This is a genomic window from Citrobacter sp. XY323 (genome assembly GCF_025106035.1).
GTDB classification, from domain to species: Bacteria; Pseudomonadota; Gammaproteobacteria; order Enterobacterales; family Enterobacteriaceae; genus Citrobacter; species Citrobacter braakii.
Genome location: NZ_JANYUK010000004.1, coordinates 154,682 through 178,069, shown reverse-complemented (window position 1 = coordinate 178,069; position 23,388 = coordinate 154,682). Strand labels below are relative to the sequence as shown.

Sequence of the window (23,388 nt, the reverse complement as noted above, 5' to 3'; positions counted from 1 at the left end):
TGCTCTCCTGCTTACTCACACACCAGGGAAAATCAGTTCTAACGCGTGCAGAGAATCTTCCCAGTCCGCTCGTTCAAAAATGCCTTGCTGTAAGAATGCTTCCAGTTGTGGCCATAGGGCGATGGCTTTATCCAGCATGGGATCGCTGCCTTTGGCATACGCCCCCACGCTGACCAGATCGCGGTTGCGCTGGAAGCTGGATAGCAGCTGTTTAAAGTTACGTACCCGCTCATAGTGTTGTTCACTAATGAGCGCGGTCATGGCGCGGCTGATCGAAGCTTCAATATCGATGGCCGGATAGTGACCCGCCTCGGCCAGATGACGGGACAGCACAATGTGGCCGTCCAGAATCGCGCGCGCGGAATCCGCAATGGGGTCCTGCTGGTCGTCACCTTCGGTCAGTACCGTGTAAAAAGCGGTAACGGAACCGCCGCCGTGAATACCGTTCCCGGCACGTTCGACCAGTGCCGGTAATTTGGCGAATACTGAGGGGGGATAACCTTTCGTTGCCGGCGGCTCTCCGATCGCCAGGGCTATTTCACGTTGCGCCATCGCATAGCGGGTGAGGGAATCCATAATCAGCAATACGTGCTGTCCACGATCGCGAAAATCTTCGGCGATACGCGTGGCATAGGCCGCGCCTTGCATACGTAACAGCGGCGAGACATCTGCGGGAGCAGCAATCACCACCGAGCGTGCACGACCGTCGGTACCGAGAATATTTTCAATAAAATCTTTAACTTCGCGACCACGTTCGCCAATCAGACCCACGACGATAACATCGGCCTGGGTATAGCGCGCCATCATGCCGAGCAGAACGCTTTTACCGACACCGGAGCCCGCGAAAAGTCCCATACGCTGACCGCGACCGACGGTTAACAACGCGTTGATGGGGCGTACGCCGGTATCCAGGACGTGTTCAATCGCGGTGCGTTGTAGCGGGTTAAACGGCGGCGTAATCAGCGCCCCGGTTTCGGTGGTATCCGGGGCGGGCAGACCGTCGAGTGGTTTGCCGCTACCGTCAAGCACCCGACCCAGCAATGCAGGGCCAAGCGGTAATTGCTTCCCGCTTTGCAGACCTTCTCCGGCAATGTTCTTCGCGTAAACGCGCGCGCCGGGCAGAACGCCTTCAACCTCTTCGAGGGGCATCAGAAACAGACGCTGACCGTTAAAGCCCACGACTTCACTTTCGACCTCCTGGGTTTCGTTGCCGTCCTGGCGTTCAATAACGCAGGTGGCACCCAGCGGCAACTGTAATCCCGTGGCCTCCAGCACCAGCCCAGTGGCGCGGGTCAGGCGACCGTAACGGCGCACCGCAGGCAGTAGCGACATTTTCTCTTCGAAGCTGTCCAGCGTGTTGAGCCAGCGAGTCAGGCGAGTGGTCATTACACGACTCCCGGCGCTGCCAGACGGCAGAGTTCTTGCCAGCGCGTAGCGACGCTGGCATCCAGATCGCCTTCATCGGCTGAGACTTTACAGCCGCCGTGATGCAGCGTCGGATCGCCGCGCAGCCGCCAGCCGTGCAGGCTGAGGGTCGCACCGAGCATCTCCTCTACACGCTGGAGATCGTCCGGATGTACGCGTAGCTGCGGTTTACCGCTAAACAGCGGTTCTTGCTGCAACAGCTGTTGGATTTGTTTAATCAGCGCAGCGTTATCCACAATAGGCGTCTGGCCAATAACCTGACGCGCAGCTTCCAGCGCCATTTGCATCAGACGCGAGGCAATTACGCTGTCCAGTGCGTCCAGCGTATTCTGAAACTCGCTCACCAGCTGCTGCATGCGGGCATGGATCGGCGCATGCTGAGCGCGCGCCTGGTTCTGGCCTTGCTCCAGCCCCTGACTCAGGCCTTCCTGATAACCTTGTTCGTGGCCTTTTTGCCGACCTTCCGCCAGACCCGCGTTATAACCTTGCTCATGGGCCTGCAGTTGCAGCTGTGCGAGCTGCTGTTCAAGCTGTTGCTCTGCGGAAAGCTCTGGTTCTGCTGTTTCTTCTGACTGCGGAGTTTCGCTGTGGTCAGCCAGTACGAACTCCGCCATCGGTGGGGCGAGGTCGTCCGGGGTCCAGACTTTCCACGGCAGTTCGTTAGACATAGGTATCCTCGCCGCTGCCTATCACCATCTCGCCGGTTTCCGCCAGACGACGCACAATAAGCAGAATGGCTTTCTGTTCGTTTTCCACCTGCGACAAACGCACCGGACCGCGGTTGGCGAGGTCGTCGCGCAGAATATCGGCAGCACGCTGCGACATGTTGCGCAGGAACTTCTCGCGCAGCGGCTGTTCGGCACCTTTCAGGGCAATCAGCAACGATTCGGAATCCACTTCCTGCAGCAGGCGCTGGATACTGCGATCGTCGACATCCACCAGGTTCTCGAACAGGAACATCTCGTCGATAATTTTCTGCGCCAGCTCGCCGTCGAATTCGCGTACGGCGGTAATAACCGCTTCTTCCTGCTGGGTTTTCATCAGGTTGATAATTTCTGCCGCCGTTCTCACGCCGCCCATTTTGCTGCGCTTGAGGTTCTGGCCATCGAGCAGGCCGTTGAGAACCTCGGTCAGTTCTGCCAGCGCGGCAGGCTGTACGCCGCCAAAGGTGGCGATACGCAGCATCACGTCGTGACGTAAACGCTCGTCGAAAAGCGCCAGTATATCGGCAGCCTGGCCCCGCTTGAGGTGCACCAGAATGGTGGCGATAATCTGCGGATGCTCGTCGCGGATAAGGTCGGCGGCGCTTTGCGGCTCCATAAAGTTAAGCGTTTCAATGCCGCTGGTGGTATCGCGGGTTTCCAGAATATCTTCCAGCAGACTGGAGGCACGTTCCTCGCCCAGCGCTTTCACCAGTACGGAGCGCAGATATTCGTTGGCGTTGATATTCAGCGCGGCAAACTGTTCGGCTTCTTGTTCAAATTCGGCCAGCACTTCCGTCAACTGCTTGTTGGAAATCTGGCGTACATTCGCCATCGCCGTACTGAGCGCCTGAACTTCGCGCGTGGAAAGGTGCTTAAACACCTCCGCCGCGCGATCTTCGCCAATGGTCATCAGCAGGATAACGCTTTTATCGGTACCGGTAAGATTACTCATGATCGTTACTCATCCACTGGCGAATGACCAGCGCCACGACGCGCGGATCGTTATCTGACATTTCACGAATACGCTGACTCATGACTTCTGCTCCCAGACGCTGATTAGTACGACGCTGCTGGGTTTGTTCGTCTTTGCTGAGGCGAACTTCTACCGCTTCTTCGGTTTCCTGACGGACACGCGTTTGTTCTTGTACGGCTTTCGCTTCTTCACTGCGACGGACCAACTGCGGACGAACGGCTTTCCGCCACAGGATCCACGCCACCAACAGAACCAGCAACCAACGACCTGCGGACATTAACTGATCAATAAAGAACGGCTGTTTCCAGAACGGTAGCTCGCCAATGGAATCGTCGGTCGCCGTGAAGGGAGAGTTCACCACGTTCAGGGTATCGCCACGCTTGTCGGAGAATCCCATCGCTTCGCGGGTCAGATCCTCAATCTGTTTCATCTGCTCGGCGGTTAACGGCAACGGTTTGCCGTCTGGTAACGTTTTGTAATTGACCACGACAGCCACCGAGAGACGCTGCACATCGCCAACGTTCATTTTGGTATGGCGAATGGTGCGGTCAACTTCATAGTTGCTGGTTTCATTGCGCTGAGTATTGCGCGGGCCGGCATTATTACTGTTATTCGCCGTCTGTGCGTTTTGCGTATTTTGCGCGTTTTGCTGATTAGCGGGTGGGTTGGCGATTGGCGCAGTATTTGCCGGAGCGGGCTGATTTGACAACGCGCCCGGGACACCGCCTGGTGCTCCGCTACCGACCTGCTCACTGACGTTCAACTGACGAGAACGCAGCACGGCCTGGGACTCATCACCGTTTGGACGGTACTGTTCTTCGGTTTGCTCTTTGTTGGCAAAATCCAGTTGCGCGGTAACCTGCGCATGTACGTTACCGTTGCCGACAATCGGCGACAGAATTGATTCGATACGGCGCTGAACGCGGCCTTCGACGTCGCTGGCGTATTTCAACTGCGCATCGTTAAGATCGCGGCTACTGGTATTTGACTGGGTTAACAGATGACCCGCCTGGTCGACCAGCGTAACGTTGCCCGGCGGCAAGCCTGCAACAGCGCTGGAAACCAGATGCGTGACCGCACTGATCTGACCTTCATCCAGCGCGCGACCCGGTTCCAGATTGACGGTGACGGAGGCTGAAGGCGCTTTTTGCTCACGCACAAACAGCGACGGTTTTGGCATAGCCAGATGCACGCGGGCGCGTTTTACCGGTCCCAACGTTTCAATTGTACGGGCTAATTCACCTTCCAGCGCGCGCTGGTAGTTGACCTGCTCGCTAAACTGGCTGATACCAAATTTTTCCTGATCCAGCAGTTCAAAACCCACCGCGCCGCCTTTGGGCAGACCTTGCTGCGCCAGACGTAAACGCAGTTCGTGGACTTTATCGGCAGGAACTTCAATGGCGCCGCTTCCCTCAGTAAAACGGTAGGGAACGTTCATCTGCGTCAGTTGGGTGACTATCGCGCCACCATCCTGATCGGAAAGATTGCTGAACAGCGTGCGGTAGTCAGGCGCTTTGGCCCACAGGACCATCGCCACGATGATCGCGACGGCAGCGGCTCCCGCCACAATCAGAGGAATTCTGGGATTCGCGCGCAGGCGGTTTAACCACTCGAGAGGTTTAAGCTGGGTTGCAGTCGATGCTGTCGCACTCATCTCGCACCTCGTGGCTTATCGTGGACGGCGTTTTTTGCAAAGTGGAACAAGACTCACTCCCGGGTCAGCAAACTCGAAAAATTGACGGTCTCATTATTTGCGGTTTCGAATTTTTCTATGCGTTAAAAACCGTGGTTTTTTATCGTTATTTAACGCCTTTATCTTATTGACTAACTGGTAATCTCAACTACGTAAAAAATTATCCAGGGGATCAGAATGTCGGCAATACAGGGGATTGAAGGGGTCATCAGCCAGCTACAGACCACGGCGATGTCAGCAAAAATGCAGGATATGCAGCCACAACCGACCGTGAGCTTTGCCGGTCAACTGCATGCGGCGTTAGACAGGATCAGCGATGTACAAACCGCGTCCCGTGTGCAGGCTGAGAAATTTACCCTCGGTGAACCGGGTATTGCGCTGAACGATGTGATGACCGATATGCAAAAAGCGTCGGTATCGATGCAGATGGGGATCCAGGTGCGCAACAAACTGGTGTCGGCGTATCAGGAAGTGATGTCGATGCAGGTGTAGCAAGCCGAACATTCTCCCGCTGCGTCGGGCAACGGGAGAATCGCATTACTTCTGAATTAAATAACGAATCGTTGGACCATCCTGCTGAATATCCAGCACCGTATAGCCGTGATTACGCGCATCCAGTGGAATATTGTTGATTGACTGCGGGCAATCGCTCACCACTTCCAGAATTTCACCTTTCTTCAATTGTGGCATCGCTTCCAGTGTGGCGACAGCCGGGTACGGACACGGCTCGCCGACCATATCGAGGCGATAATCAGGCACGATATTTTTCATACAGACTCCTTGGCAGGCGTCAGCCCAGCGCGACGGAAGAAGCGTTTTTCCCAGCCGATGATGAGCATCAGCGCGGTAAATAACAGCAGATAGGTTACCAGCAGGCCACCGAGCGGGCCGAAGGTGTTGAGCAGATTCACTTTGTCCCAATTGGTGGCAAGCGCGGGAGCAAAATCATCCCAGTAGTAGGCCAGAATGGTCGAGCCAATAACGTTGCCCAGACCCACCCACCAGTAATGCACCTGGCCTTCAACGGCGCGGTACATCCAGCCTGTTTCACACCCGCCCGCCAGAACAATGCCGAAGCCGAACAGCAAGCCGCCGATCACCGCATTCGGACCTGCCCACATGATTTTAGGCTCGACGCCCAGTTGCACGTAGCTAAAGATACCGATGGCGCTGACCGCCATCCCGAAGATGATCGCTTTCGCCATATGGGTGCGACCGGAAATCCACAGATCGCGGAAGGCGGAGGTGAAGCAGATTTGCGCCCGTTCAATCAGCAGCCCGAACCCGACGCCAAACAGCATGGCCAAACCAAGTTTGGGCTTATCCATCGCAGTGAGGAGCGCCCAGCCGATCATGGCGATAAACACCAGCATGCCGAGGCGGAAACGGCGACGGGCCTGATCCGGCTTTTGCGTTAACGGAGAAGCGGCGGAGACTTTCTGCATTTTGACCGGAATACGAAACATCGGCAGCAGGGTAAAGCGTGCGCCAAACCATGAGCCAATAGCCGTTGCCAGCGCGAAAAACCAGGCGTGTAGCGAGAACTGTGGAATACCGGTGAAGAATGCGGCCAGGTTACAGCCCATTGCCAGCCGGGCGCCGAATCCGGCAATCATTCCGCCGACTATCGCCTGCATAATGCGCACCCGACTGCGCGGCATGCGTAATTTGACGTTGTTTGCCCACAGCGCGGCAGCAAAACAGCCACCGAACATACCGAGGATCATCATGCCGTCAATGCGGGTCAGGGGTGAGCCTTCGAGATGGATCAGCTTGTAGTATCCCCATTCTTCGGCGTGAACGCCAAACAGTTGCAGGATTTGACCACCCCAGCGAGTGAATTCGCCGGTAACGGCCCAGAAGGTTCCCGTAATGCCGAAATAGTAGGTAGAGAGAATACCCGCTGCGATGACCGCAGGGGCGGGGGCCCAAAATTTAATTAACCAGGCCTGTTTGAAGTGTTGCCATGACATGCGTTGTGCCTCTGAACTCAGAAGGTATGTAACAAGAAGTGTGGATACTACACCGATCAGAATTTTTGACTATGAGTAATAAGAGGTAACACCGTCTGGATCAATCTTTCTCAACCCTGCCGAAAGGCTGGCGACATCAGGCCTTTAATGCCACAATCCCATTTTCTTCGCATGCAGGATGAATGATGAAAAAATTAGCAATCGTTGCTGTATTTCTGGCGCTTACCGGATGCGCCGAAGTAGAAAATTATAACGACGTGGTGAAAACGCCAGCGCCAGCCGGTCTGGAAGGATACTGGCAGTCAAAAGGTCCGCAACGCAGTCTGGTGAGCCCGGAAGCGATTGCCAGCCTGGTGGTAACAAAAGAGGGCGACACGCTGGATTGTCGCCAGTGGCAGCGAGTGATCGCGCTGCCGGGGAAACTGACGATGATCTCTGGCGATCTCACCAACGTGACGGTGAAACGTGAGCTGTATGAGATTGAGCGTGAAGGCAATACGCTGGAATATGATGGTATGACGCTGCAGCGGGTCGACCGCCCGACGCAGGAATGTGCTGACGCGTTAAAGAAAACGCCGCTGGCCACGCCACTGCCATAAGCTATACGCCCCGGTAGCCACCGGCCACCGGGGTTGAGTTTTATAACACGTCTTCAATCACCCACACGCTGACGCTACCGCCGTTACAATAAAACGTCGCTTCACCGTTCTCATCGGTGACTACGCTTTCTTCGCGATTTCCCAGATAGTCGCGCCAGGTTTTATTCCCGTAATTCGCACCGAGATTGATGGTCTTTTCCCCGTCATCGCCGTTAGACAAAACAACCACACAGCCGGGATCCTCGTCCGTTCCGCTGCGGCTAAAAGCGATACAGTTAGGGTGATCGAAAAAGAGCGTCTGTACCCCGTGCGCGAAGCGCTGGCGCGCGAGGATCAGTTCATCAAGCTGTTCAATGATCGGCATGTCGATAGGATAGGTTTCGCCATCTCCCCCGGTGTCTTCGTAATGCGCCCCGTAGAGGTCAGGATAAAACACTGACGGCACGCCGTTTTCGCGCAACAGGATCAGCGCATAGGCCAGCGGCTTAAACCATGGCTCGACAGGGGCTTCCAGCGCCTGCAAGGGCTGAGTGTCGTGGTTGGCCACCAGCGTGACGGCATGAAACGGGTCGGCTTCCACCAGAGTGTCGGTGAAAATCTGACTCATATCGTAATCGCGACCCTGACGAGAGGCTTCGTGGAATTTCATCTGCAAAGGGGCGTCGAATAGCATAGTTTTCCCCTCCACCTGATTAATGTAGGTTTGCAGCTTGTCGACTTCATGCGACCAGTATTCCGCGACGATAAACAGCGGCTTGGGGGCGACTTCCTGCACATGCTCAATCCACTCTTTATAAAACCATGCCGGAATATGTTTCACGGCATCTAAACGAAAGCCGTCACACTGGGTTTGCTCCATCACCCAACGCGCCCAGTATTTGATCTCCTCAGTTACGGCGTGATTGCGAAAATCGATGTTTTCGCCCATCAGATAATCAAAATTACCCAACTCATCATCAACCTGATCGTTCCAGCCTTCGCCGGTGTAGTCGTTCACGATTTTAAAAATGCCGTCTTCGGTTGGGTTTTCGATATGGTCAATACCGCTGAAGCATTTAAAGTCCCAAATGAATTGCGAGTACTGGCCTGCGCGGGCAGGGAAGGTGTAGCGCGTCCAGCCTTCGCATTCGACGATCTCATCGTCTATTTGCGTGCGATCCTCGGCGTTAACCCGCTGGACACGAATATTCTCTTTCTCATCTGCGCCCATTTTGTGGTTAACCACCACGTCGAGCAGTACGGCAATATCATTGTGTTTTAGCGCGTCTATCGCCGCCAGCAGCTGGTTTTTATCGCCATATTTGGTAGCGATGGTTCCCTTTTGGTCGAATTCGCCCAGATCAAACAGATCGTAGGAGTCGTAGCCAACGGAATAGCCGCCGGATGCGCCTTTATAAGCGGGAGGTAACCACACCATATTGATGCCGATGTCATTGAGTCCACCTGCGCGTTCGGCAAGTTCGGGCCAGAGTTGACCGCCCTCGGGGTAATACCAGTGAAAATACTGCAATAACGTGGGATTTTTCATCTTCCGTGCTCCAGAAGTCGTTTGGCCGACCTCTGGAGTATGGAAGATTATTCAGACGAGACGGGAAATTATTGTGGGGCAGTGGGGGCGTCGGGAACTAACAGCATGCCGGAAAGACGGCCATAAGCGTTATTTAGCGTCTTTTGGCGCGTCGACTGACCGATGAGATTGCTGAGTTCATCCAGACGCTGCTGCAACAATGTTTTGAGCAGTTGTTCGTTATCCAGCGTCTGTTTAATGTACCCGGCCACTAAATCCTGAATACTTCGCGTAATGCCTGGTGGAGTTTGCTCTTCCATGACCACTTCAATACTTTGCAGATAGGTAACTTCCTGTTCCAGTAAAAGGTCCCATTCACCGCGCTGCGCCAGTTCCAGCAGTGAGTGACTGAGCAGCGCGATGCGCTGCCAACGGTTGATAAACTCCACGGCTGAGGTCATTAACGAGACTCCTGGGAAGATGCTTTCGGTGAGATCTGTTTCCAGGCATCTGCAATGTTGCCGAGTAATCCTTCGACTTCTTCAATGGCCTGACAATCATTATTCAGATTAGCGTGCAGTAAGCGGCGAACCATATAGTCATACAATGAAGAGAGATGGGTGGCGAGTTCTCCCCCTTTTTCGTGGTCCAGGCCGGCTTTCAGGCCATTATCAATAATATTGATGGCTTTACTTAACGCTTCACCTTTGGCGACGATATCACCCTGCTGCATAAACAGGCGAGCGCGCACCAGGGCGCTGTTCGCACCATCAAACAACATTTCAATCAGCTGATGTGGATTGGCGCTCATTACGGCGCTTTCCACGCTGACCTGTGCATAGGCTTTGGTACCGCTCGCGGTATACATGCTTACCTCGTGTTATCAGGAATTATTCATCGCTGAAAATTGTTGACCCAAATACGTACTGGTGCTGTTCAGCTTACTCATCATGGAATCCAGTTGGGTAAACTGGGCTTTATAACGAGCAACGACTTCATCAATACTGTTGCTGACGGTCAGATACTGTTTAGTCAGCAGCTTCAGGTTGGCGTTAATATTGTCTTGCGCATTATCGATAATGCCGTCATCGGCCAGATAGCTTTTTACTTCGGTGGCAATCTTAGTGGTAATACCGGTTTCTTTGCCATCGCCAACCAGCAGTTCGCGAGTGGCAGCGGTATTATCTTTCAGTGCCTTAGCCAGCTTTTCTTCATCGATTTTTAACTTGCCGGTACCACCGTCCTGTGTAATGCCAATCTCAGACATGGTTTTAAACGGGGATTCGCTGCCGCTGTTAGCAAATGGCGCACGAATGCCGTTTTGAATGGTACGGAGAACGCTATCGCCCAGCAACGCGCCGTTATCGGCGCTGGCCGCTTCACCCGGTTCAACTTCTTTATATTTCGTCAGCGTGCCAAAGGTATCCACCAGTGAGTTATAGGCTTCTACCCAGGCCTTGATCGCCGTAGTGGCCTTTTCATCACTTTTTGTTACCGTGATAGACGCATCTTTTACTTCTTTGGTCAGCTGGAGCGTGATGCCCTGTGGAGCGTCAGTTACGGTATTGCTTTGACGTTCAATATCAATGCCGTTGACCGTCAATTGCGCATTTTGCGCCCCGACCAGCTGTTTCATTTTCCCGCTGCCGGCTTTGCTGTCATAGGACAGTAAATCGCTCAGTTTTGCGTCGTTGGACACCGAGATGGTCATTTCACTTTCAGTGCCGCTTTCTGCGGTTAACACCAACTGGTAGTCGTCTTCTTTAACCTTCACCAGACTTGCGGAAATACCGCTGTCGGCATCATTTATGGCATCGCGAATATCTTCCAGTGAAGTTTCGCCTTTGCCTAATTTGATTTCCAGTGGCTCTTTACGGCCCGGTTGCGAAATCGTAATCGTACGTTCATCGACGCTGGTATCGCCCAACTGCTCTTTAGTCGAGGTAATTTTCGCCGTAGTCGATAATGACTGTGCCTGCGCCAGTTGAGTGACGCTGACGGTGTATTTCCCTGGAGCAGCGCCCGCGGTGGTGCTGACTTTTAAATCTTCTGTGCTGCTGGTGGCAGTGGTGCTTTTAAACAGATCGGCATTGTTCAGTGCGGTATTCGCAGTCTGAAATTTTTCTAATGCACTTTTTAGCGTGCCATACGCGGTCAGACGCGAGGTGTTAGCGCTCTGCTGCTGAGTAATCGGCGTTAAACGCTTTTTCTCAGCAGTGGTTAAGTTTGTCAGCAATGTATCCAGCGGTAAGTTCGAACCAACGCCCAGTGATGTAAATGAAGGCATGCCTAATTCCTTGTGATTGCAAACAGTAGTTAACCGCTTTATCGGCAATCTGCGCGCAAAGTTTAATAATAGTTTTGCAAAAATAATGCGCGGAATAGTGGTGCATATAGAGGGTATTTCAGCGGCTAAGAAAAAAAACGACGGAAAGTAAAAATTTTCTAAAGTTCGAAATTAAGGTGCCGATACATGGGTTACGGTGAGAAACCGTGGGCAACAGCCCAATAACATCAAGTTGTAATTGATAAGGAAAAGATCATGGCACAAGTCATCAATACAAACAGCCTGTCGCTGTTGACCCAGAACAACCTGAACAAATCTCAGTCTTCCCTGAGCTCCGCTATCGAGCGTCTGTCCTCTGGTCTGCGTATCAACAGCGCGAAAGATGATGCTGCTGGTCAGGCGATTGCTAACCGCTTCACCTCTAACATCAAAGGTCTGACTCAGGCGTCCCGTAACGCCAACGATGGTATCTCCATCGCGCAGACCACTGAAGGTTCTCTGTCTGAAATCAACAACAACCTGCAGCGTGTTCGTGAGCTGGCGGTTCAGTCCTCTACTGGTACCAACTCCCAGTCTGACCTCGACTCTATCCAGGCTGAAATCACTCAGCGTCTGAACGAAATCGACCGCGTATCCGGTCAGACCCAGTTCAACGGCGTGAAAGTACTGGCGAAAGACAACACCCTGACCATCCAGGTCGGTGCGAACGATGGTGAAACCATCGATATCAACCTGAAAGAAATCAACTCCAAAACGCTGGGTCTGGATAGCCTGAGCGTGCAGGATGCTTATAAACAGGCTGATACTGCAGTAACGAAAGATGTTAAGTCCTATGGCGATGGCGGAAAAACACTTAGCAAGCAAACTAACACTGAGCTTGACGGTGCGATTACAGGTACTACAGCAGGTGATGTAACAGGTGCTGAAGTTAAATTTAAAGATGGGCAATACTATTTAGATGTTGACAGTGCAAAGGCTGGGGTCAAGGGTGTCTACAAAGCAGACTATGATGAAGCAACTGGCAAAGTAACTATTCCTGCCTCCAGCACAAAAGTGACAGATACTACGTTAGAAACTGAGATTCAGGGTCTGACTGAAGTTACTGAAAACCAAGTAGAAATGGTAACCAAAACTCCATTTACTCCAGCAGAAATGGCTGATGCGGCTGATGCCCTGAAGGCTGCCGGTATTACGGGTGCAACGAAAGACAATACTACACTGGTTAAAATGTCATTCGAAGATAAAAATGGCAAAGCGATCGACGGTGGTTATGCACTTAAAGTCGATGGCAAGTTTTATGCCGCAGAATATGATGAAAAGTCTAACACTATCACTGCGAAAACTGTTGCCTATACTGATGATAAAGGTGTGTCTAAAGAGGCCGCTGTTCAGTTTGGCGGTGTGAACGGCAAAACTGAAGTTGCAACAGTTGACGGCAAACAATACCTGGCCTCCAGCGTTAAAGGTCACGATTTCAAATCTGGGGCAGCGCTGAACGAAGTCGCTACCGCGAAAACCGATAGCCCGCTGGCGAAAATCGACGCGGCGCTGGCTCAGGTTGCTGACCTGCGTTCCGACTTGGGTGCGGTACAGAACCGTTTCAACTCTACCATCACCAACCTGGGTAACACCGTAAACAACCTGTCTGAAGCTCGTAGCCGTATCGAAGATGCTGACTACGCGACCGAAGTGTCCAACATGTCTCGTGCAAACATTCTGCAACAGGCGGGTACTTCTGTTCTGGCGCAGGCTAACCAGACCACGCAGAACGTACTGTCTCTGCTGCGTTAATTTACGCTTATCGCGCAAACCCCGCTCCGGCGGGGTTTTTTACATTCAGCTTTACCCGTAACCCCCAAATAACCCCCCATTTCACCCACTATTCACCCGATTAAAACCCCTGCAGAAACGGATAATCATGCCGATAACTCATTTAACGCAGGGCTGTTTATCGTGAATTCACTGTATACCGCTGAAGGTGTAATGGATAAACACTCGCTGTGGCAGCGTTATGTACCGTTGGTGCGTCACGAAGCATTGCGCCTTCAGGTGCGTTTGCCGGCGAGCGTAGAACTGGATGACCTGCTACAAGCGGGCGGCATCGGGTTATTGAATGCAGTCGACCGATATGACGCTTTGCAAGGAACGGCATTTACCACTTACGCAGTGCAGCGTATTCGTGGAGCGATGCTGGACGAACTACGTAGCCGGGATTGGGTGCCGCGTAGCGTTCGGCGCAATGCTCGCGAAGTGGCACAGGCGATGGGGCAACTGGAGCAGGAATTAGGGCGTAACGCGACGGAAACCGAAGTGGCGGAGCGTCTGGCTATTCCTGTGCAAGAGTATCGTCAGATGTTGCTTGATACCAATAATAGCCAACTCTTCTCCTACGACGAGTGGCGGGAAGAGCATGGCGATAGTATTGAGCTGGTGACGGAAGAGCATCAGCAGGAAAACCCGTTACAGCAGCTACTTGAGGGTAACCTCCGCCAGCGCGTGATGGACGCGATCGAAGCGTTGCCGGAACGCGAAAAGCTGGTGTTAACGCTGTACTACCAGGAAGAGCTGAATCTGAAAGAGATTGGCGCGGTACTGGAAGTGGGGGAGTCACGGGTTAGCCAGTTGCACAGTCAGGCCATCAAACGTCTACGCACCAAGCTGGGTAAGCTATAGGGGTACATCATTACCCCTGAACAATGCCGCATTACGAATTGACTACCAGGAGTTCTCATGACGGTGCAGCAATCAAAAAGACGGCCTCTAAGCCGCTACCTCAAAGATTTCAAACACAGCCAGACGCATTGCGCCCATTGCTTTAAGTTGCTCGACAGGATCACGCTGGTTCGCCGCGGGCAAATTGTGAATAAAATCGCCATCGCCCGACTGGACACGTTGCTGAATGAAGCAGAGTGGGAACAGGAGAAAAAAGAGTGGGTGGCGCTGTGTCGTTTTTGTGGTGATTTGCACTGCAAAGAGCAGAGCGACTTTTTTGACATTATCGGCTTCAAGCAATTTTTATTCGAGCAGACCGAAATGAGTCACGGCACGGTACGCGAATACGTTGTGCGCCTGCGTCGCCTCGGGAATCATCTGACCGAACAAAATATCTCTCACGATCTGCTGCAGGAAGGGTTTCTCGACGAAAACCTTGCCCCGTGGCTACCGGAAACCAGCACCAACAATTACCGCATCGCCTTGCGTAAGTATGAGCAGTTTAAAGCCCATACGCATATGGGACATATGCAGAAATCCTCCTGGACAGCCAGTTCTGATATATATTAAAAACGAATAAGGTGTAACAGAGTCGTGTTTGTGGATCACGGCAAACGCTTTACACTGTAGTCATAAATGATAGTCACTAATGACAATATTCGGGGTAACTATGAAATTAGCACTTCTGGGACGTCAGGCTCTGATGGGTGTAATGGCTGTTGCACTTGTCGCCGGAATGAGTGTGAAGACTTATGCAGATGAAGGTCTGTTAAATAAAGTTAAAGAGCGCGGCACGCTGCTGGTGGGCCTGGAAGGGACCTATCCCCCGTTTAGTTTTCAGGGCGATGACGGCAAGCTGACCGGTTTCGAAGTGGAGTTTGCCGAGGAACTGGCCAAGCATCTTGGAGTGAAAGCCACGCTGAAGCCGACCAAATGGGACGGTATGCTGGCTTCTCTTGATTCCAAACGCATTGACGTGGTCATCAACCAGGTGACTATCTCTGATGATCGTAAGAAAAAATACGATTTCTCTACCCCGTATACGGTCTCTGGTATCCAGGCGCTGGTGAAGAAAGGCAATGAAGGCGTTATTAAGACTGCTGCCGATCTGAAAGGTAAAAAAGTCGGCGTGGGTCTGGGAACCAACTATGAAGAGTGGCTGCGCCAGAACGTGCAGGGCGTGGATATTCGTACCTATGATGATGACCCGACCAAATATCAGGATCTGCGTGTAGGTCGTATCGACGCCATCCTGGTTGACCGTCTGGCCGCGCTGGATCTGGTGAAAAAAACCAAGGATACGCTGGCCGTTACCGGTGAAGCATTCTCCCGCCAGGAGTCCGGCGTTGCGCTGCGTAAAGGCAATGAAGATCTGCTGAAAGCGGTGGATGCAGCCATTGCTGAAATGCAGAAAGACGGTTCGCTGAAAGCCCTGTCTGAAAAATGGTTTGGAGCAGATGTGACGAAATAATCGTCATCTGATGAAAAAAGGCGCCTTTAACAGCGCCTTTTTTTATTTCATTGCGCCTGAACGTGCATAATAAAAGAACATCACAACAACGAATACCGGAGGCTGTATGCCGCTGCATAATTTAACGCGCTTTCCACGTCTGGAATTTATTGGCGCGCCAACGCCACTCGAATATCTTCCGCGCCTCTCAGATTACCTCGGGCGCGATATTTTCATTAAACGCGATGACGTCACGCCGATGGCTATGGGCGGCAATAAGCTGCGTAAGCTGGAGTTTCTGGCCGCAGACGCGCTGCGTGAAGGCGCGGATACGCTGATAACCGCGGGTGCTATTCAGTCTAACCATGTTCGCCAGACGGCGGCGGTCGCCGCTAAGCTAGGCCTGCACTGCGTGGCGCTGTTGGAAAATCCGATAGGCACCACTGCCGAAAACTATCTCACCAATGGCAACCGTCTGCTGTTGGACCTGTTTAATACGCAAATTGAAATGTGCGATGCGCTGACCGACCCGAATGCACAGCTGCAGGCGCTGGCGACGCGGATTGAAGCGCAAGGGTTCCGCCCGTATGTGATCCCGGTTGGGGGGTCCAATGCACTGGGTGCGCTGGGCTATGTGGAAAGCGCGCTGGAAATTGCCCAACAGTGTGAAGGGGCCGTTTCGCTCTCTTCCGTAGTGGTGGCCTCGGGCAGTGCGGGAACCCATGCCGGACTGGCCGTGGGCCTGGAGCAATTGATGCCAGACGTCGAACTCATCGGCGTGACCGTCTCACGCAGCGTGGCGGATCAAAAGCCCAAAGTTGTTGCACTGCAGCAGGATATTGCCCGGGAGCTGGAACTGACGGCCTCAGCGGAAATCCAGTTATGGGACGATTATTATGCGCCGGGCTACGGTACGCCAAACGAAGAGGGCATGGAGGCGGTAAAACTGCTGGCGCGCCTGGAAGGCATTTTGTTGGATCCGGTGTATACCGGCAAGGCGATGGCGGGTCTGATTGATGGCATTAGCCAGAAGCGCTTCAAAGATGAAGGGCCAATTCTCTTTATTCATACTGGTGGGGCGCCTGCGCTGTTTGCCTACCACCCTCACGTGTAACGACCAGGTAGAAAAACTCTAATGCATGAAAGTATCCAACTGGTGATTGATTCTCTGCCGTATCTGCTCAAGGGCGCAATGTTTACGCTGCAACTGAGTATCGGTGGGATGTTCTTTGGCCTCGTGCTGGGGTTTATCCTGGCGCTGATGCGTCTGTCGCCGCTGCTGCCTGTGCGCTGGCTGGCGCGCTTTTATATCTCTATCTTTCGCGGAACGCCGTTGATTGCCCAGCTGTTCATGATCTATTACGGTCTGCCGCAGTTTGGTATTGAGCTTGATCCTATTCCGGCGGCGATGATTGGCTTATCGCTTAATACGGCGGCCTACGCAGCGGAAACGCTGCGTGCGGCAATCTCCTCCATCGACAAAGGGCAGTGGGAAGCGGGTGCCAGTATAGGTATGACGCGGTGGCAAACCATGCGCCGGGCAATCCTGCCGCAGGCTGCGCGGGTTGCGCTCCCACCGCTGAGTAACAGCTTTATCAGCCTGGTGAAGGACACCTCTCTGGCCGCGACTATTCAGGTACCGGAACTGTTCCGTCAGGCGCAGTTGATTACCTCGCGTACGCTGGAGGTATTCACGATGTATCTGGCAGCCTCGTTGATTTATTGGGTGATGGCGACGGTGCTTTCTGCACTGCAAAACTATTTTGAAGAGCAACTGAATCGCCAGGAGAGAGAGCCGAAATGAGTGCTATCGAAGTCAGAAACCTGGTCAAAAAATTCCATGGGCAAACGGTGCTGCATGGGATCGATCTTGACGTCAAACCCGGTGAAGTTGTGGCGATTATCGGGCCGAGCGGCTCGGGCAAAACTACGCTGCTGCGCAGTATTAATTTGCTGGAGCAACCGGAGGCGGGCACCATTAAGGTGGGTGAGATTACCATTGATACCGAGCGTTCGTTAACTCAGCAGAAAGGTCTGATTCGTCAGTTGCGCCAGCACGTGGGCTTTGTGTTCCAGAACTTTAATTTGTTCCCGCATCGCACGGTGCTGGAAAACATTATTGAAGGTCCGGTGATTGTTAAAGGCGAACCGAAAGCCGAAGCGACAGCCCGAGCGCGCGAACTGCTGGCGAAAGTCGGGTTAGCTGGTAAAGAAACCAGCTATCCGCGGCGTTTGTCCGGCGGGCAGCAGCAGCGCGTGGCTATTGCCCGGGCGTTGGCGATGCGACCTGAGGTGATTCTGTTTGATGAGCCTACCTCCGCGCTTGATCCTGAACTGGTTGGTGAGGTACTTAATACCATACGTCAACTGGCGCAGGAAAAACGCACCATGGTGATTGTGACGCATGAAATGAGCTTTGCGCGCGACGTTGCCGATCGGGCGATATTTATGGATCAAGGACGGATAGTGGAGCAGGGGCCAGCTAAATCCTTATTCACGCATCCGCAGCAACCGCGAACCCGTCAGTTTCTTGAAAAGTTTCTGATGCAATAAATAGTGCATGCAGCACTCGTCGAAATTGTTTTTTGACGAGTGTTGTTCGCATAACTATTTATAATTATTGCTTTATTATTAACTCCCAATACTGTTACTTCCTGCCGTCATTGAGTAATGCTCAAGTAATTGACCATTTGTCCGATAATTTGCATATATAAAATACATTTATGTGTTAGCTTGTTTCATATGTTTGGATGATTATCAATCTCAGGGGTGTTACCACTTAGTATGCAGGGTCATGATTTCTTCACCTGGCGACGGAGTATGCTGTTACGCTTTCAGGAAATGGCGACGGCAGAGGATGTCTATAATGAATTACAACAACAGACGCAGCATTTAGAGTTCGATTTTTACGCGCTCTGTGTTCGTCATCCCGTACCTTTTACCCGACCTAAAACGTCGCTTCACACGACCTATCCCAAAGCATGGGTGGCGCATTATCAGTCCGAGAATTATTTCGCTATTGATCCGGTGCTGAAGCCTGAAAACTTCAGTCAGGGGCATTTACCCTGGAACGATACCTTATTTCGCGATGCACAGCCCCTGTGGGATGCCGCGCGCAATCACGGTTTACGTAAAGGGATGACGCAATGCTTAATGTTGCCTAATCGGGCGTTGGGTTTTTTATCGGTATCGCGTGCGAGTGTCCGTAATAGTCGCTTTGCAAACGATGAGGTAGAGCTCAGGATGCAACTGCTGGTGCGGGAAAGCTTGTCGGTACTGACGCGGCTGCAAGATGACATGGTCATGGCGCCAGAGATGCGCTTTAGCAAGCGGGAAAAAGAGATATTGAAATGGACGGCAGAGGGGAAAACCTCTTCAGAGATAGCGATAATTCTGTCGATTTCTGAAAATACCGTTAACTTTCACCAGAAAAATATGCAAAAGAAATTTAATGCACCCAACAAAACGCAGATCGCCTGTTATGCCGCGGCAACCGGGCTGATCTGAGTAAATTATCGTTCTGAGTGTCAGACGCAAACCCGGCTGAGAGCATCGCTGTCAGCCGGGTTCTTATTACTGGCGGTAGGCCTGTTTAATTTGCTTAACAGTGCTGGAAAATACCGCAGCCTGTGATTGATCTTCAATCAGCGCGATCTGTTTTTCCATTTTAAGAATCACGCGCCCTGCATCGGCTTGGCCCATTGCCTGCAGCATCAGCGTTAACATGGCTTTCAGGCAGGTGACTTCGTTGGCCAGTTCCTGGTTATTCTCAGCAGTGGAAAAGTCAGGCGTACTCATTTATTTTCCTCGTTATGTTTCAATGAAAAAGTGCGATGTCAAATCTTAAGGCGCCGGAGTATACCATAAGCGAGGCTAAAAATATCAGCGGTTGTTTTCTGCGCAAACATAAGTCGCGGACATTAAAATAAACAACATGTTGCGCTGCATATATTTTCTCCACCTGTTGTTTATTTCGAGTATTTTACTCGTTAATTATTGTTACAACTTTAGCTGCCTATTTTGCATTCAACGGACGAATATGAATTTTTTGTCACTATTCTGAAACAGCTATGCAGATATAACCGTGGCAAAAGGTTGCCATAACAGAAAGTTTCCACTCGTCGTACCTTCTAATTTCCAAAAACGAGAGCAAAATCGAAAGACGGCGATTTTTACATTTCAAAGTTGAGATAAAACCCGTTAACATAGGACCGATTAACTATCGGTAGCGTTATCCCTATTCTGGAGATATTCCTTTGATCAACGTTTTTCTTGTTGATGACCACGAACTGGTGCGCGCAGGGATACGACGCATTCTTGAAGATATAAAAGGCATTAAAGTTGTCGGCGAGGCGTGCTGCGGTGAAGATGCGGTAAAATGGTGCCGCTCAAATTCCGTTGACGTTGTGCTGATGGACATGAATATGCCCGGTATTGGTGGCCTTGAGGCAACGCGTAAAATTGCGCGTTCAACGGCTGACATTAAAGTGATCATGCTGACTGTCCATACCGAAAACCCGTTACCTGCAAAAGTCATGCAGGCGGGAGCCGCGGGCTATCTCAGTAAGGGGGCTGCGCCCCAGGAGGTCGTGAGTGCGATTCGTTCGGTTTATTCTGGCCAACGTTATATTGCCTCCGATATCGCTCAGCAGATGGCGCTTAGCCAGATTGAGCCTGAGAAAACGGAAACCCCGTTTGCCAGTTTGTCTGAACGTGAGTTGCAGATTATGCTGATGATCACCAAAGGTCAGAAGGTCAATGAGATCTCAGAGCAACTGAATCTTAGTCCTAAAACGGTGAACAGCTATCGCTATCGAATGTTCAGTAAATTAAACATTCACGGCGATGTTGAGCTGACTCACCTGGCAATTCGCCATGGCCTGTGTAATGCGGAGACATTAACAAGCCAGTGACCGATCAGTTTGATGCCAAAGCGTTCCTGAAAACCGTGACCAGTCAGCCCGGCGTTTATCGTATGTATGATGACGACGGGACGGTCATCTACGTCGGGAAAGCGAAAGACCTGAAAAAAAGGCTTTCCAGTTACTTCCGTAGCAACCTCGCATCGCGTAAGACCGAAGCACTGGTCGCGCAAATACAGCAGATTGATGTCACGGTAACGCACACCGAAACCGAAGCGTTATTGCTTGAGCACAACTACATCAAGCTGTATCAGCCGCGTTATAACGTTTTGCTGCGCGACGATAAATCCTATCCTTTTATTTTCCTCAGCGGCGATACCCATCCTCGCCTGGCAATGCATCGCGGGGCCAAGCATGCCAAAGGCGAGTACTTTGGACCGTTTCCTAACGGCTACGCCGTACGCGAAACGCTGGCGTTGCTGCAGAAGATCTTCCCTATTCGTCAGTGCGAAAATAGTGTTTATCGCAATCGCTCGCGGCCCTGTCTGCAATATCAGATTGGCCGCTGCCTCGGTCCGTGTGTGGCGGGCCTGGTGAGTGAGGAAGAGTATGCGCAGCAGGTTGATTACGTTCGTCTGTTCCTGTCCGGGAAAGACGATCAGGTATTAACGCAGCTGATCGCCCGGATGGAAAAGGCCAGCCAAAATCTCGAGTTTGAAGAGGCTGCCCGCATTCGTGACCAAATTCAGGCCGTACGCCGAGTGACCGAAAAACAGTTTGTCTCTAATACCGGAGACGATCTGGACGTCATCGGCGTGGCGTTTGACGCCGGCATGGCCTGTGTGCACGTGCTGTTTATTCGCCAGGGTAAAGTGTTAGGCAGTCGTAGCTATTTCCCGAAAGTCCCAGGTGGAACAGAACTCGGCGAGGTCGTTGAAACCTTTGTCGGACAGTTTTATCTGCAGGGAAGTCAGATGCGCACCTTACCCGGTGAGATCCTGCTCGATTTTAATCTTAGCGATAAAACCCTGCTGGCGGACTCTTTGTCTGAGCTGGCCGGGCGGAAGATCAACGTTCAGACGAAACCGCGAGGCGATCGCGCGCGGTATCTGAAGTTGGCGCGTACCAACGCGGCGGTGGCGTTAACCACAAAACTTTCCCAGCAGTCGACCATTACTCAACGCCTGACGGCGCTGGCATCAGTACTCAAGTTACCCGCAGTGAAACGAATGGAGTGCTTTGATATCAGCCACACGATGGGCGAGCAGACGGTAGCCTCCTGCGTGGTATTCGATGCCAATGGACCACTGCGCGCCGAGTATCGCCGCTATAACATCACGGGTATTACGCCGGGTGATGATTATGCGGCAATGAATCAGGTTCTCCGTCGGCGCTACGGTAAGGCGATTGAAGAAAGTAAGATTCCGGACGTCATATTGATCGACGGCGGGAAGGGTCAACTGGGGCAGGCGAAAGCCGTTTTTGCTGAGCTGGACGTTCCCTGGGACAAACAGCACCCGCTTTTGTTGGGCGTGGCAAAAGGGGCCGATCGTAAAGCTGGCCTGGAAACGCTGTTCTTTGAGCCGGAAGGTGAGGGCTTTAGCCTTCCGCCGGATTCGCCTGCATTGCACGTTATCCAGCATATCCGCGATGAATCTCACGATCATGCGATTAGCGGGCACCGTAAAAAACGGGCGAAGGTGAAAAGTACCAGCACGCTGGAGACTATTGAAGGTGTCGGGCCGAAGCGTCGGCAGATGTTGTTGAAATATATGGGCGGTTTGCAAGGCCTTCGTAACGCGAGTATTGAAGAAATTGCAAAAGTGCCGGGTATTTCGCAAGCTCTGGCAGAAAAGATCTTCTACTCGTTGAAACATTAGGCCCTCTGTAGCAACATAGGGGTAATTTTACTGACAACAGATAGTTATCCGTCATATGCAATTTAATATCCCTACGTTGCTCACGCTGTTTCGCGTCATCCTGATCCCATTCTTTGTATTGGCTTTTTATCTGCCATTCACCTGGGCTCCCTTCGTTTGTGCGCTGATCTTCTGTATTGCGGCGGTCACCGACTGGTTTGACGGCTATCTGGCGCGTCGCTGGAACCAAAGCACGCGTTTTGGCGCCTTCCTCGATCCGGTCGCTGATAAGGTACTGGTGGCTATCGCGATGGTGCTGGTGACCGAGCACTATCACAGTTGGTGGGTAACGCTTCCTGCCGCCACGATGATCGCGCGTGAAATTATTATCTCTGCGCTGCGTGAGTGGATGGCTGAACTGGGTAAACGTAGCAGTGTGGCGGTGTCCTGGATCGGCAAAGTGAAAACCACTTCGCAAATGGCCGCGCTCGCATGGCTGCTGTGGCGTCCAAATATTTGGGTAGAGTACGCCGGGATCGCACTTTTCTTCGTCGCCGCGATACTGACGTTGTGGTCAATGTTCCAGTATTTGAGCGCTGCGTGGGGAGATTTGCTTGAACAGTGATCGTTTCGGCGCAAATTTCAGCAAACGATCGTCAGTGGTGAAAAATATCGTTGACTCATTGCGTCAGGTAAGTAGAATGCAACGCATCGAACGGCAGCACTGATTGCCAGACGATAACAAAATCAAGTGATTAACAAAGTTACTTGGTGATGCGGGAATAGCTCAGTTGGTAGAGCACGACCTTGCCAAGGTCGGGGTCGCGAGTTCGAGTCTCGTTTCCCGCTCCAAATTAAAGACATCGGCAATAGCGGATGTCGGCTGAAAAGCCAGAAGATTTCGGCGCGTTAGCAAAGCGGTTATGTAGCGGATTGCAAATCCGTCTAGTCCGGTTCGACTCCGGAACGCGCCTCCAATTTCTTCCCGAGCCCGGATGGTGGAATCGGTAGACACAAGGGATTTAAAATCCCTCGGCGTTCGCGCTGTGTGGGTTCAAGTCCCACTCCGGGTACCATGGGAAAGAATAGAATAATCAAAGCAATAAGCAGTGTCGTGAAACCACCTACGGGTGGTTTTTTTGTGCCTGAAATTTCCTGCTTCTCGCTCAGCAAACCTTCAAGATCAGAAATCCCCTGGCTTTCATCCTTTGTGCATTAAAGGCATTTGGGGTGTAACGCAGCATATCACCCTGACGGGCGTAACACAGATACGCCAACGCTATTGCAACTCTTACCGGTCTATTTGCACCATCAATATGCGGTGAACTAACAGATTAGATGAAA

The 23,388-nt window shown here is 52.2% G+C and carries 24 protein-coding genes and 3 tRNA genes; 16 read left to right on the top strand and 11 right to left on the bottom strand.

Going from position 1 to position 23,388, the window contains the following annotated elements; genetic code table 11:
• Positions 1-15: 15 nt before the first annotated feature.
• The 4 genes from fliI to fliF are packed head-to-tail and all read right to left on the bottom strand — an operon-like array spanning position 16 to position 4,756.
• Positions 16-1,386, bottom strand: a complete 1,371-nt coding sequence (fliI, locus tag N0B36_RS07295; protein ID WP_259686264.1) for a flagellar protein export ATPase FliI — start codon at positions 1,384-1,386, stop codon at positions 16-18.
• On the bottom strand, positions 1,386-2,093 hold the full coding sequence (fliH, locus tag N0B36_RS07290) for a flagellar assembly protein FliH (RefSeq protein ID WP_259686263.1): 708 nt from the start codon (positions 2,091-2,093) through the stop codon (positions 1,386-1,388). Before fliH ends, fliI begins: the two co-directional genes overlap by 1 nt.
• Positions 2,086-3,081: a flagellar motor switch protein FliG gene (fliG, locus tag N0B36_RS07285; RefSeq protein ID WP_016153488.1), complete on the bottom strand. Its 996-nt coding sequence runs from the start codon at positions 3,079-3,081 to the stop codon at positions 2,086-2,088. Before fliG ends, fliH begins: the two co-directional genes overlap by 8 nt.
• Complete coding sequence (fliF, locus tag N0B36_RS07280) at positions 3,074-4,756, bottom strand: flagellar basal-body MS-ring/collar protein FliF (protein WP_016156841.1); 1,683 nt, start codon at positions 4,754-4,756, stop codon at positions 3,074-3,076. The genes fliG and fliF overlap by 8 nt, the downstream gene beginning before the upstream one ends.
• Positions 4,757-4,972: 216 nt before the next feature.
• Here fliF and fliE point away from each other — a divergent pair, with 216 nt between their 5' ends.
• Positions 4,973-5,287, top strand: coding sequence for a flagellar hook-basal body complex protein FliE (gene fliE, locus N0B36_RS07275; RefSeq protein ID WP_016153486.1), 315 nt, complete (start codon positions 4,973-4,975; stop codon positions 5,285-5,287).
• Positions 5,288-5,332: 45 nt separating this feature from the next.
• Here fliE and yedF read toward each other — a convergent pair whose 3' ends face one another.
• Positions 5,333-5,566 (bottom strand): sulfurtransferase-like selenium metabolism protein YedF, encoded by a 234-nt coding sequence (yedF, locus tag N0B36_RS07270; RefSeq protein WP_000790504.1) that lies wholly within the window; start codon positions 5,564-5,566, stop codon positions 5,333-5,335.
• Positions 5,563-6,789, bottom strand: a complete 1,227-nt coding sequence (yedE, locus tag N0B36_RS07265; protein ID WP_225622987.1) for a selenium metabolism membrane protein YedE/FdhT — start codon at positions 6,787-6,789, stop codon at positions 5,563-5,565. The genes yedF and yedE overlap by 4 nt, the downstream gene beginning before the upstream one ends.
• Before the next feature lie 164 nt (positions 6,790-6,953).
• On the opposite strand from yedE, the gene yedD reads away from it, so the two are divergent.
• Entirely contained in the window at positions 6,954-7,367 is a 414-nt protein-coding gene (yedD, locus tag N0B36_RS07260) for a lipoprotein YedD (RefSeq protein WP_016153484.1), read from the top strand.
• A 40-nt stretch (positions 7,368-7,407) separates the two neighbouring features.
• Here the strand turns inward: yedD and amyA are convergent, their stop codons facing one another.
• The 4 genes from amyA to fliD form a co-directional block, all read right to left on the bottom strand.
• A complete protein-coding gene (gene amyA, locus N0B36_RS07255) occupies positions 7,408-8,895 on the bottom strand; it encodes an alpha-amylase (protein WP_016156839.1) in 1,488 nt (495 codons plus the stop codon).
• Positions 8,896-8,963: 68 nt separating this feature from the next.
• Complete coding sequence (gene fliT / locus N0B36_RS07250; RefSeq protein WP_003030458.1) at positions 8,964-9,335, bottom strand: flagella biosynthesis regulatory protein FliT; 372 nt, start codon at positions 9,333-9,335, stop codon at positions 8,964-8,966.
• Positions 9,335-9,742 carry a flagellar export chaperone FliS gene (gene fliS, locus N0B36_RS07245; RefSeq protein WP_016156838.1) on the bottom strand — a complete coding sequence of 136 codons (408 nt, stop codon included), beginning with the start codon at positions 9,740-9,742 and terminating at the stop codon, positions 9,335-9,337. The genes fliT and fliS overlap by 1 nt, the downstream gene beginning before the upstream one ends.
• Positions 9,743-9,757: 15 nt before the next feature.
• Positions 9,758-11,161, bottom strand: coding sequence for a flagellar filament capping protein FliD (gene fliD, locus N0B36_RS07240; protein ID WP_043016777.1), 1,404 nt, complete (start codon positions 11,159-11,161; stop codon positions 9,758-9,760).
• Between the two features lie 255 nt (positions 11,162-11,416).
• On the opposite strand from fliD, the gene N0B36_RS24395 reads away from it, so the two are divergent.
• The 8 genes from N0B36_RS24395 (at position 11,417) to sdiA (ending at position 18,830) form a co-directional block, all read left to right on the top strand.
• Entirely contained in the window at positions 11,417-12,952 is a 1,536-nt protein-coding gene (locus N0B36_RS24395) for a FliC/FljB family flagellin (RefSeq protein WP_311044823.1), read from the top strand.
• 162 nt (positions 12,953-13,114) lie between these two features.
• Complete coding sequence (gene fliA / locus N0B36_RS07225; protein ID WP_016153479.1) at positions 13,115-13,834, top strand: RNA polymerase sigma factor FliA; 720 nt, start codon at positions 13,115-13,117, stop codon at positions 13,832-13,834.
• Positions 13,835-13,891: 57 nt separating this feature from the next.
• Positions 13,892-14,443, top strand: a complete 552-nt coding sequence (gene fliZ / locus N0B36_RS07220) for a flagella biosynthesis regulatory protein FliZ (RefSeq protein WP_016153478.1) — start codon at positions 13,892-13,894, stop codon at positions 14,441-14,443.
• Positions 14,444-14,543: 100 nt separating this feature from the next.
• Positions 14,544-15,344 (top strand): cystine ABC transporter substrate-binding protein, encoded by an 801-nt coding sequence (gene tcyJ / locus N0B36_RS07215; RefSeq protein WP_016156835.1) that lies wholly within the window; start codon positions 14,544-14,546, stop codon positions 15,342-15,344.
• Positions 15,345-15,450: 106 nt separating this feature from the next.
• The gene (gene dcyD / locus N0B36_RS07210) at positions 15,451-16,437 is read left to right on the top strand and encodes a D-cysteine desulfhydrase (RefSeq protein ID WP_259686245.1); all 987 of its coding nucleotides are present in this window, start codon (positions 15,451-15,453) and stop codon (positions 16,435-16,437) included.
• Between the two features lie 21 nt (positions 16,438-16,458).
• Positions 16,459-17,127: a cystine ABC transporter permease gene (tcyL, locus tag N0B36_RS07205; RefSeq protein ID WP_259686244.1), complete on the top strand. Its 669-nt coding sequence runs from the start codon at positions 16,459-16,461 to the stop codon at positions 17,125-17,127.
• Positions 17,124-17,876 carry an L-cystine ABC transporter ATP-binding protein TcyN gene (tcyN, locus tag N0B36_RS07200; RefSeq protein WP_259686243.1) on the top strand — a complete coding sequence of 251 codons (753 nt, stop codon included), beginning with the start codon at positions 17,124-17,126 and terminating at the stop codon, positions 17,874-17,876. The genes tcyL and tcyN overlap by 4 nt, the downstream gene beginning before the upstream one ends.
• A gap of 231 nt (positions 17,877-18,107) precedes the next feature.
• A complete protein-coding gene (gene sdiA, locus N0B36_RS07195; RefSeq protein ID WP_016156833.1) occupies positions 18,108-18,830 on the top strand; it encodes a transcriptional regulator SdiA in 723 nt (240 codons plus the stop codon).
• 66 nt (positions 18,831-18,896) lie between these two features.
• On the opposite strand, the gene N0B36_RS07190 is transcribed toward sdiA, so the two are convergent.
• Positions 18,897-19,121: a DUF2594 family protein gene (locus tag N0B36_RS07190; protein ID WP_016153474.1), complete on the bottom strand. Its 225-nt coding sequence runs from the start codon at positions 19,119-19,121 to the stop codon at positions 18,897-18,899.
• A gap of 458 nt (positions 19,122-19,579) precedes the next feature.
• Between N0B36_RS07190 and uvrY the strand changes: the two genes are divergently transcribed.
• From uvrY to N0B36_RS07160, 6 genes are all read left to right on the top strand, one after another.
• Positions 19,580-20,236, top strand: coding sequence for a UvrY/SirA/GacA family response regulator transcription factor (uvrY, locus tag N0B36_RS07185; protein ID WP_006684079.1), 657 nt, complete (start codon positions 19,580-19,582; stop codon positions 20,234-20,236).
• Positions 20,233-22,065, top strand: coding sequence for an excinuclease ABC subunit UvrC (uvrC, locus tag N0B36_RS07180; protein WP_259686242.1), 1,833 nt, complete (start codon positions 20,233-20,235; stop codon positions 22,063-22,065). Before uvrY ends, uvrC begins: the two co-directional genes overlap by 4 nt.
• A gap of 55 nt (positions 22,066-22,120) precedes the next feature.
• Positions 22,121-22,669: a CDP-diacylglycerol--glycerol-3-phosphate 3-phosphatidyltransferase gene (gene pgsA, locus N0B36_RS07175; RefSeq protein WP_016153472.1), complete on the top strand. Its 549-nt coding sequence runs from the start codon at positions 22,121-22,123 to the stop codon at positions 22,667-22,669.
• A gap of 151 nt (positions 22,670-22,820) precedes the next feature.
• Positions 22,821-22,896, top strand: a tRNA-Gly gene (locus tag N0B36_RS07170).
• Between the two features lie 51 nt (positions 22,897-22,947).
• Positions 22,948-23,021 (top strand) — tRNA-Cys (locus N0B36_RS07165).
• Between the two features lie 12 nt (positions 23,022-23,033).
• Positions 23,034-23,120 (top strand) — tRNA-Leu (locus N0B36_RS07160).
• Positions 23,121-23,388: the final 268 nt, after the last annotated feature.

Bases quoted from the DNA above. Each gene is read 5' to 3' on its own strand.
- fliH (WP_259686263.1), bottom strand. From the start codon at position 2,093: ATGTCTAACGAACTGCCGTGGAAAGTCTGGACCCCGGACGACCTCGCC.
- sdiA (WP_016156833.1), top strand. From the start codon at position 18,108: ATGCAGGGTCATGATTTCTTCACCTGGCGACGGAGTATGCTGTTACGC.
- fliF (WP_016156841.1), bottom strand. From the start codon at position 4,756: ATGAGTGCGACAGCATCGACTGCAACCCAGCTTAAACCTCTCGAGTGG.
- fliG (WP_016153488.1), bottom strand. From the start codon at position 3,081: ATGAGTAATCTTACCGGTACCGATAAAAGCGTTATCCTGCTGATGACC.
- tcyJ (WP_016156835.1), top strand. From the start codon at position 14,544: ATGAAATTAGCACTTCTGGGACGTCAGGCTCTGATGGGTGTAATGGCT.
- yedF (WP_000790504.1), bottom strand. From the start codon at position 5,566: ATGAAAAATATCGTGCCTGATTATCGCCTCGATATGGTCGGCGAGCCG.
- fliS (WP_016156838.1), bottom strand. From the start codon at position 9,742: ATGTATACCGCGAGCGGTACCAAAGCCTATGCACAGGTCAGCGTGGAA.
- fliZ (WP_016153478.1), top strand. From the start codon at position 13,892: ATGACGGTGCAGCAATCAAAAAGACGGCCTCTAAGCCGCTACCTCAAA.
- fliE (WP_016153486.1), top strand. From the start codon at position 4,973: ATGTCGGCAATACAGGGGATTGAAGGGGTCATCAGCCAGCTACAGACC.
- fliI (WP_259686264.1), bottom strand. From the start codon at position 1,386: ATGACCACTCGCCTGACTCGCTGGCTCAACACGCTGGACAGCTTCGAA.
- pgsA (WP_016153472.1), top strand. From the start codon at position 22,121: ATGCAATTTAATATCCCTACGTTGCTCACGCTGTTTCGCGTCATCCTG.
- amyA (WP_016156839.1), bottom strand. From the start codon at position 8,895: ATGAAAAATCCCACGTTATTGCAGTATTTTCACTGGTATTACCCCGAG.
- tcyN (WP_259686243.1), top strand. From the start codon at position 17,124: ATGAGTGCTATCGAAGTCAGAAACCTGGTCAAAAAATTCCATGGGCAA.
- N0B36_RS07190 (WP_016153474.1), bottom strand. From the start codon at position 19,121: ATGAGTACGCCTGACTTTTCCACTGCTGAGAATAACCAGGAACTGGCC.
- fliT (WP_003030458.1), bottom strand. From the start codon at position 9,335: ATGACCTCAGCCGTGGAGTTTATCAACCGTTGGCAGCGCATCGCGCTG.
- dcyD (WP_259686245.1), top strand. From the start codon at position 15,451: ATGCCGCTGCATAATTTAACGCGCTTTCCACGTCTGGAATTTATTGGC.
- yedD (WP_016153484.1), top strand. From the start codon at position 6,954: ATGAAAAAATTAGCAATCGTTGCTGTATTTCTGGCGCTTACCGGATGC.
- fliD (WP_043016777.1), bottom strand. From the start codon at position 11,161: ATGCCTTCATTTACATCACTGGGCGTTGGTTCGAACTTACCGCTGGAT.
- tcyL (WP_259686244.1), top strand. From the start codon at position 16,459: ATGCATGAAAGTATCCAACTGGTGATTGATTCTCTGCCGTATCTGCTC.
- N0B36_RS24395 (WP_311044823.1), top strand. From the start codon at position 11,417: ATGGCACAAGTCATCAATACAAACAGCCTGTCGCTGTTGACCCAGAAC.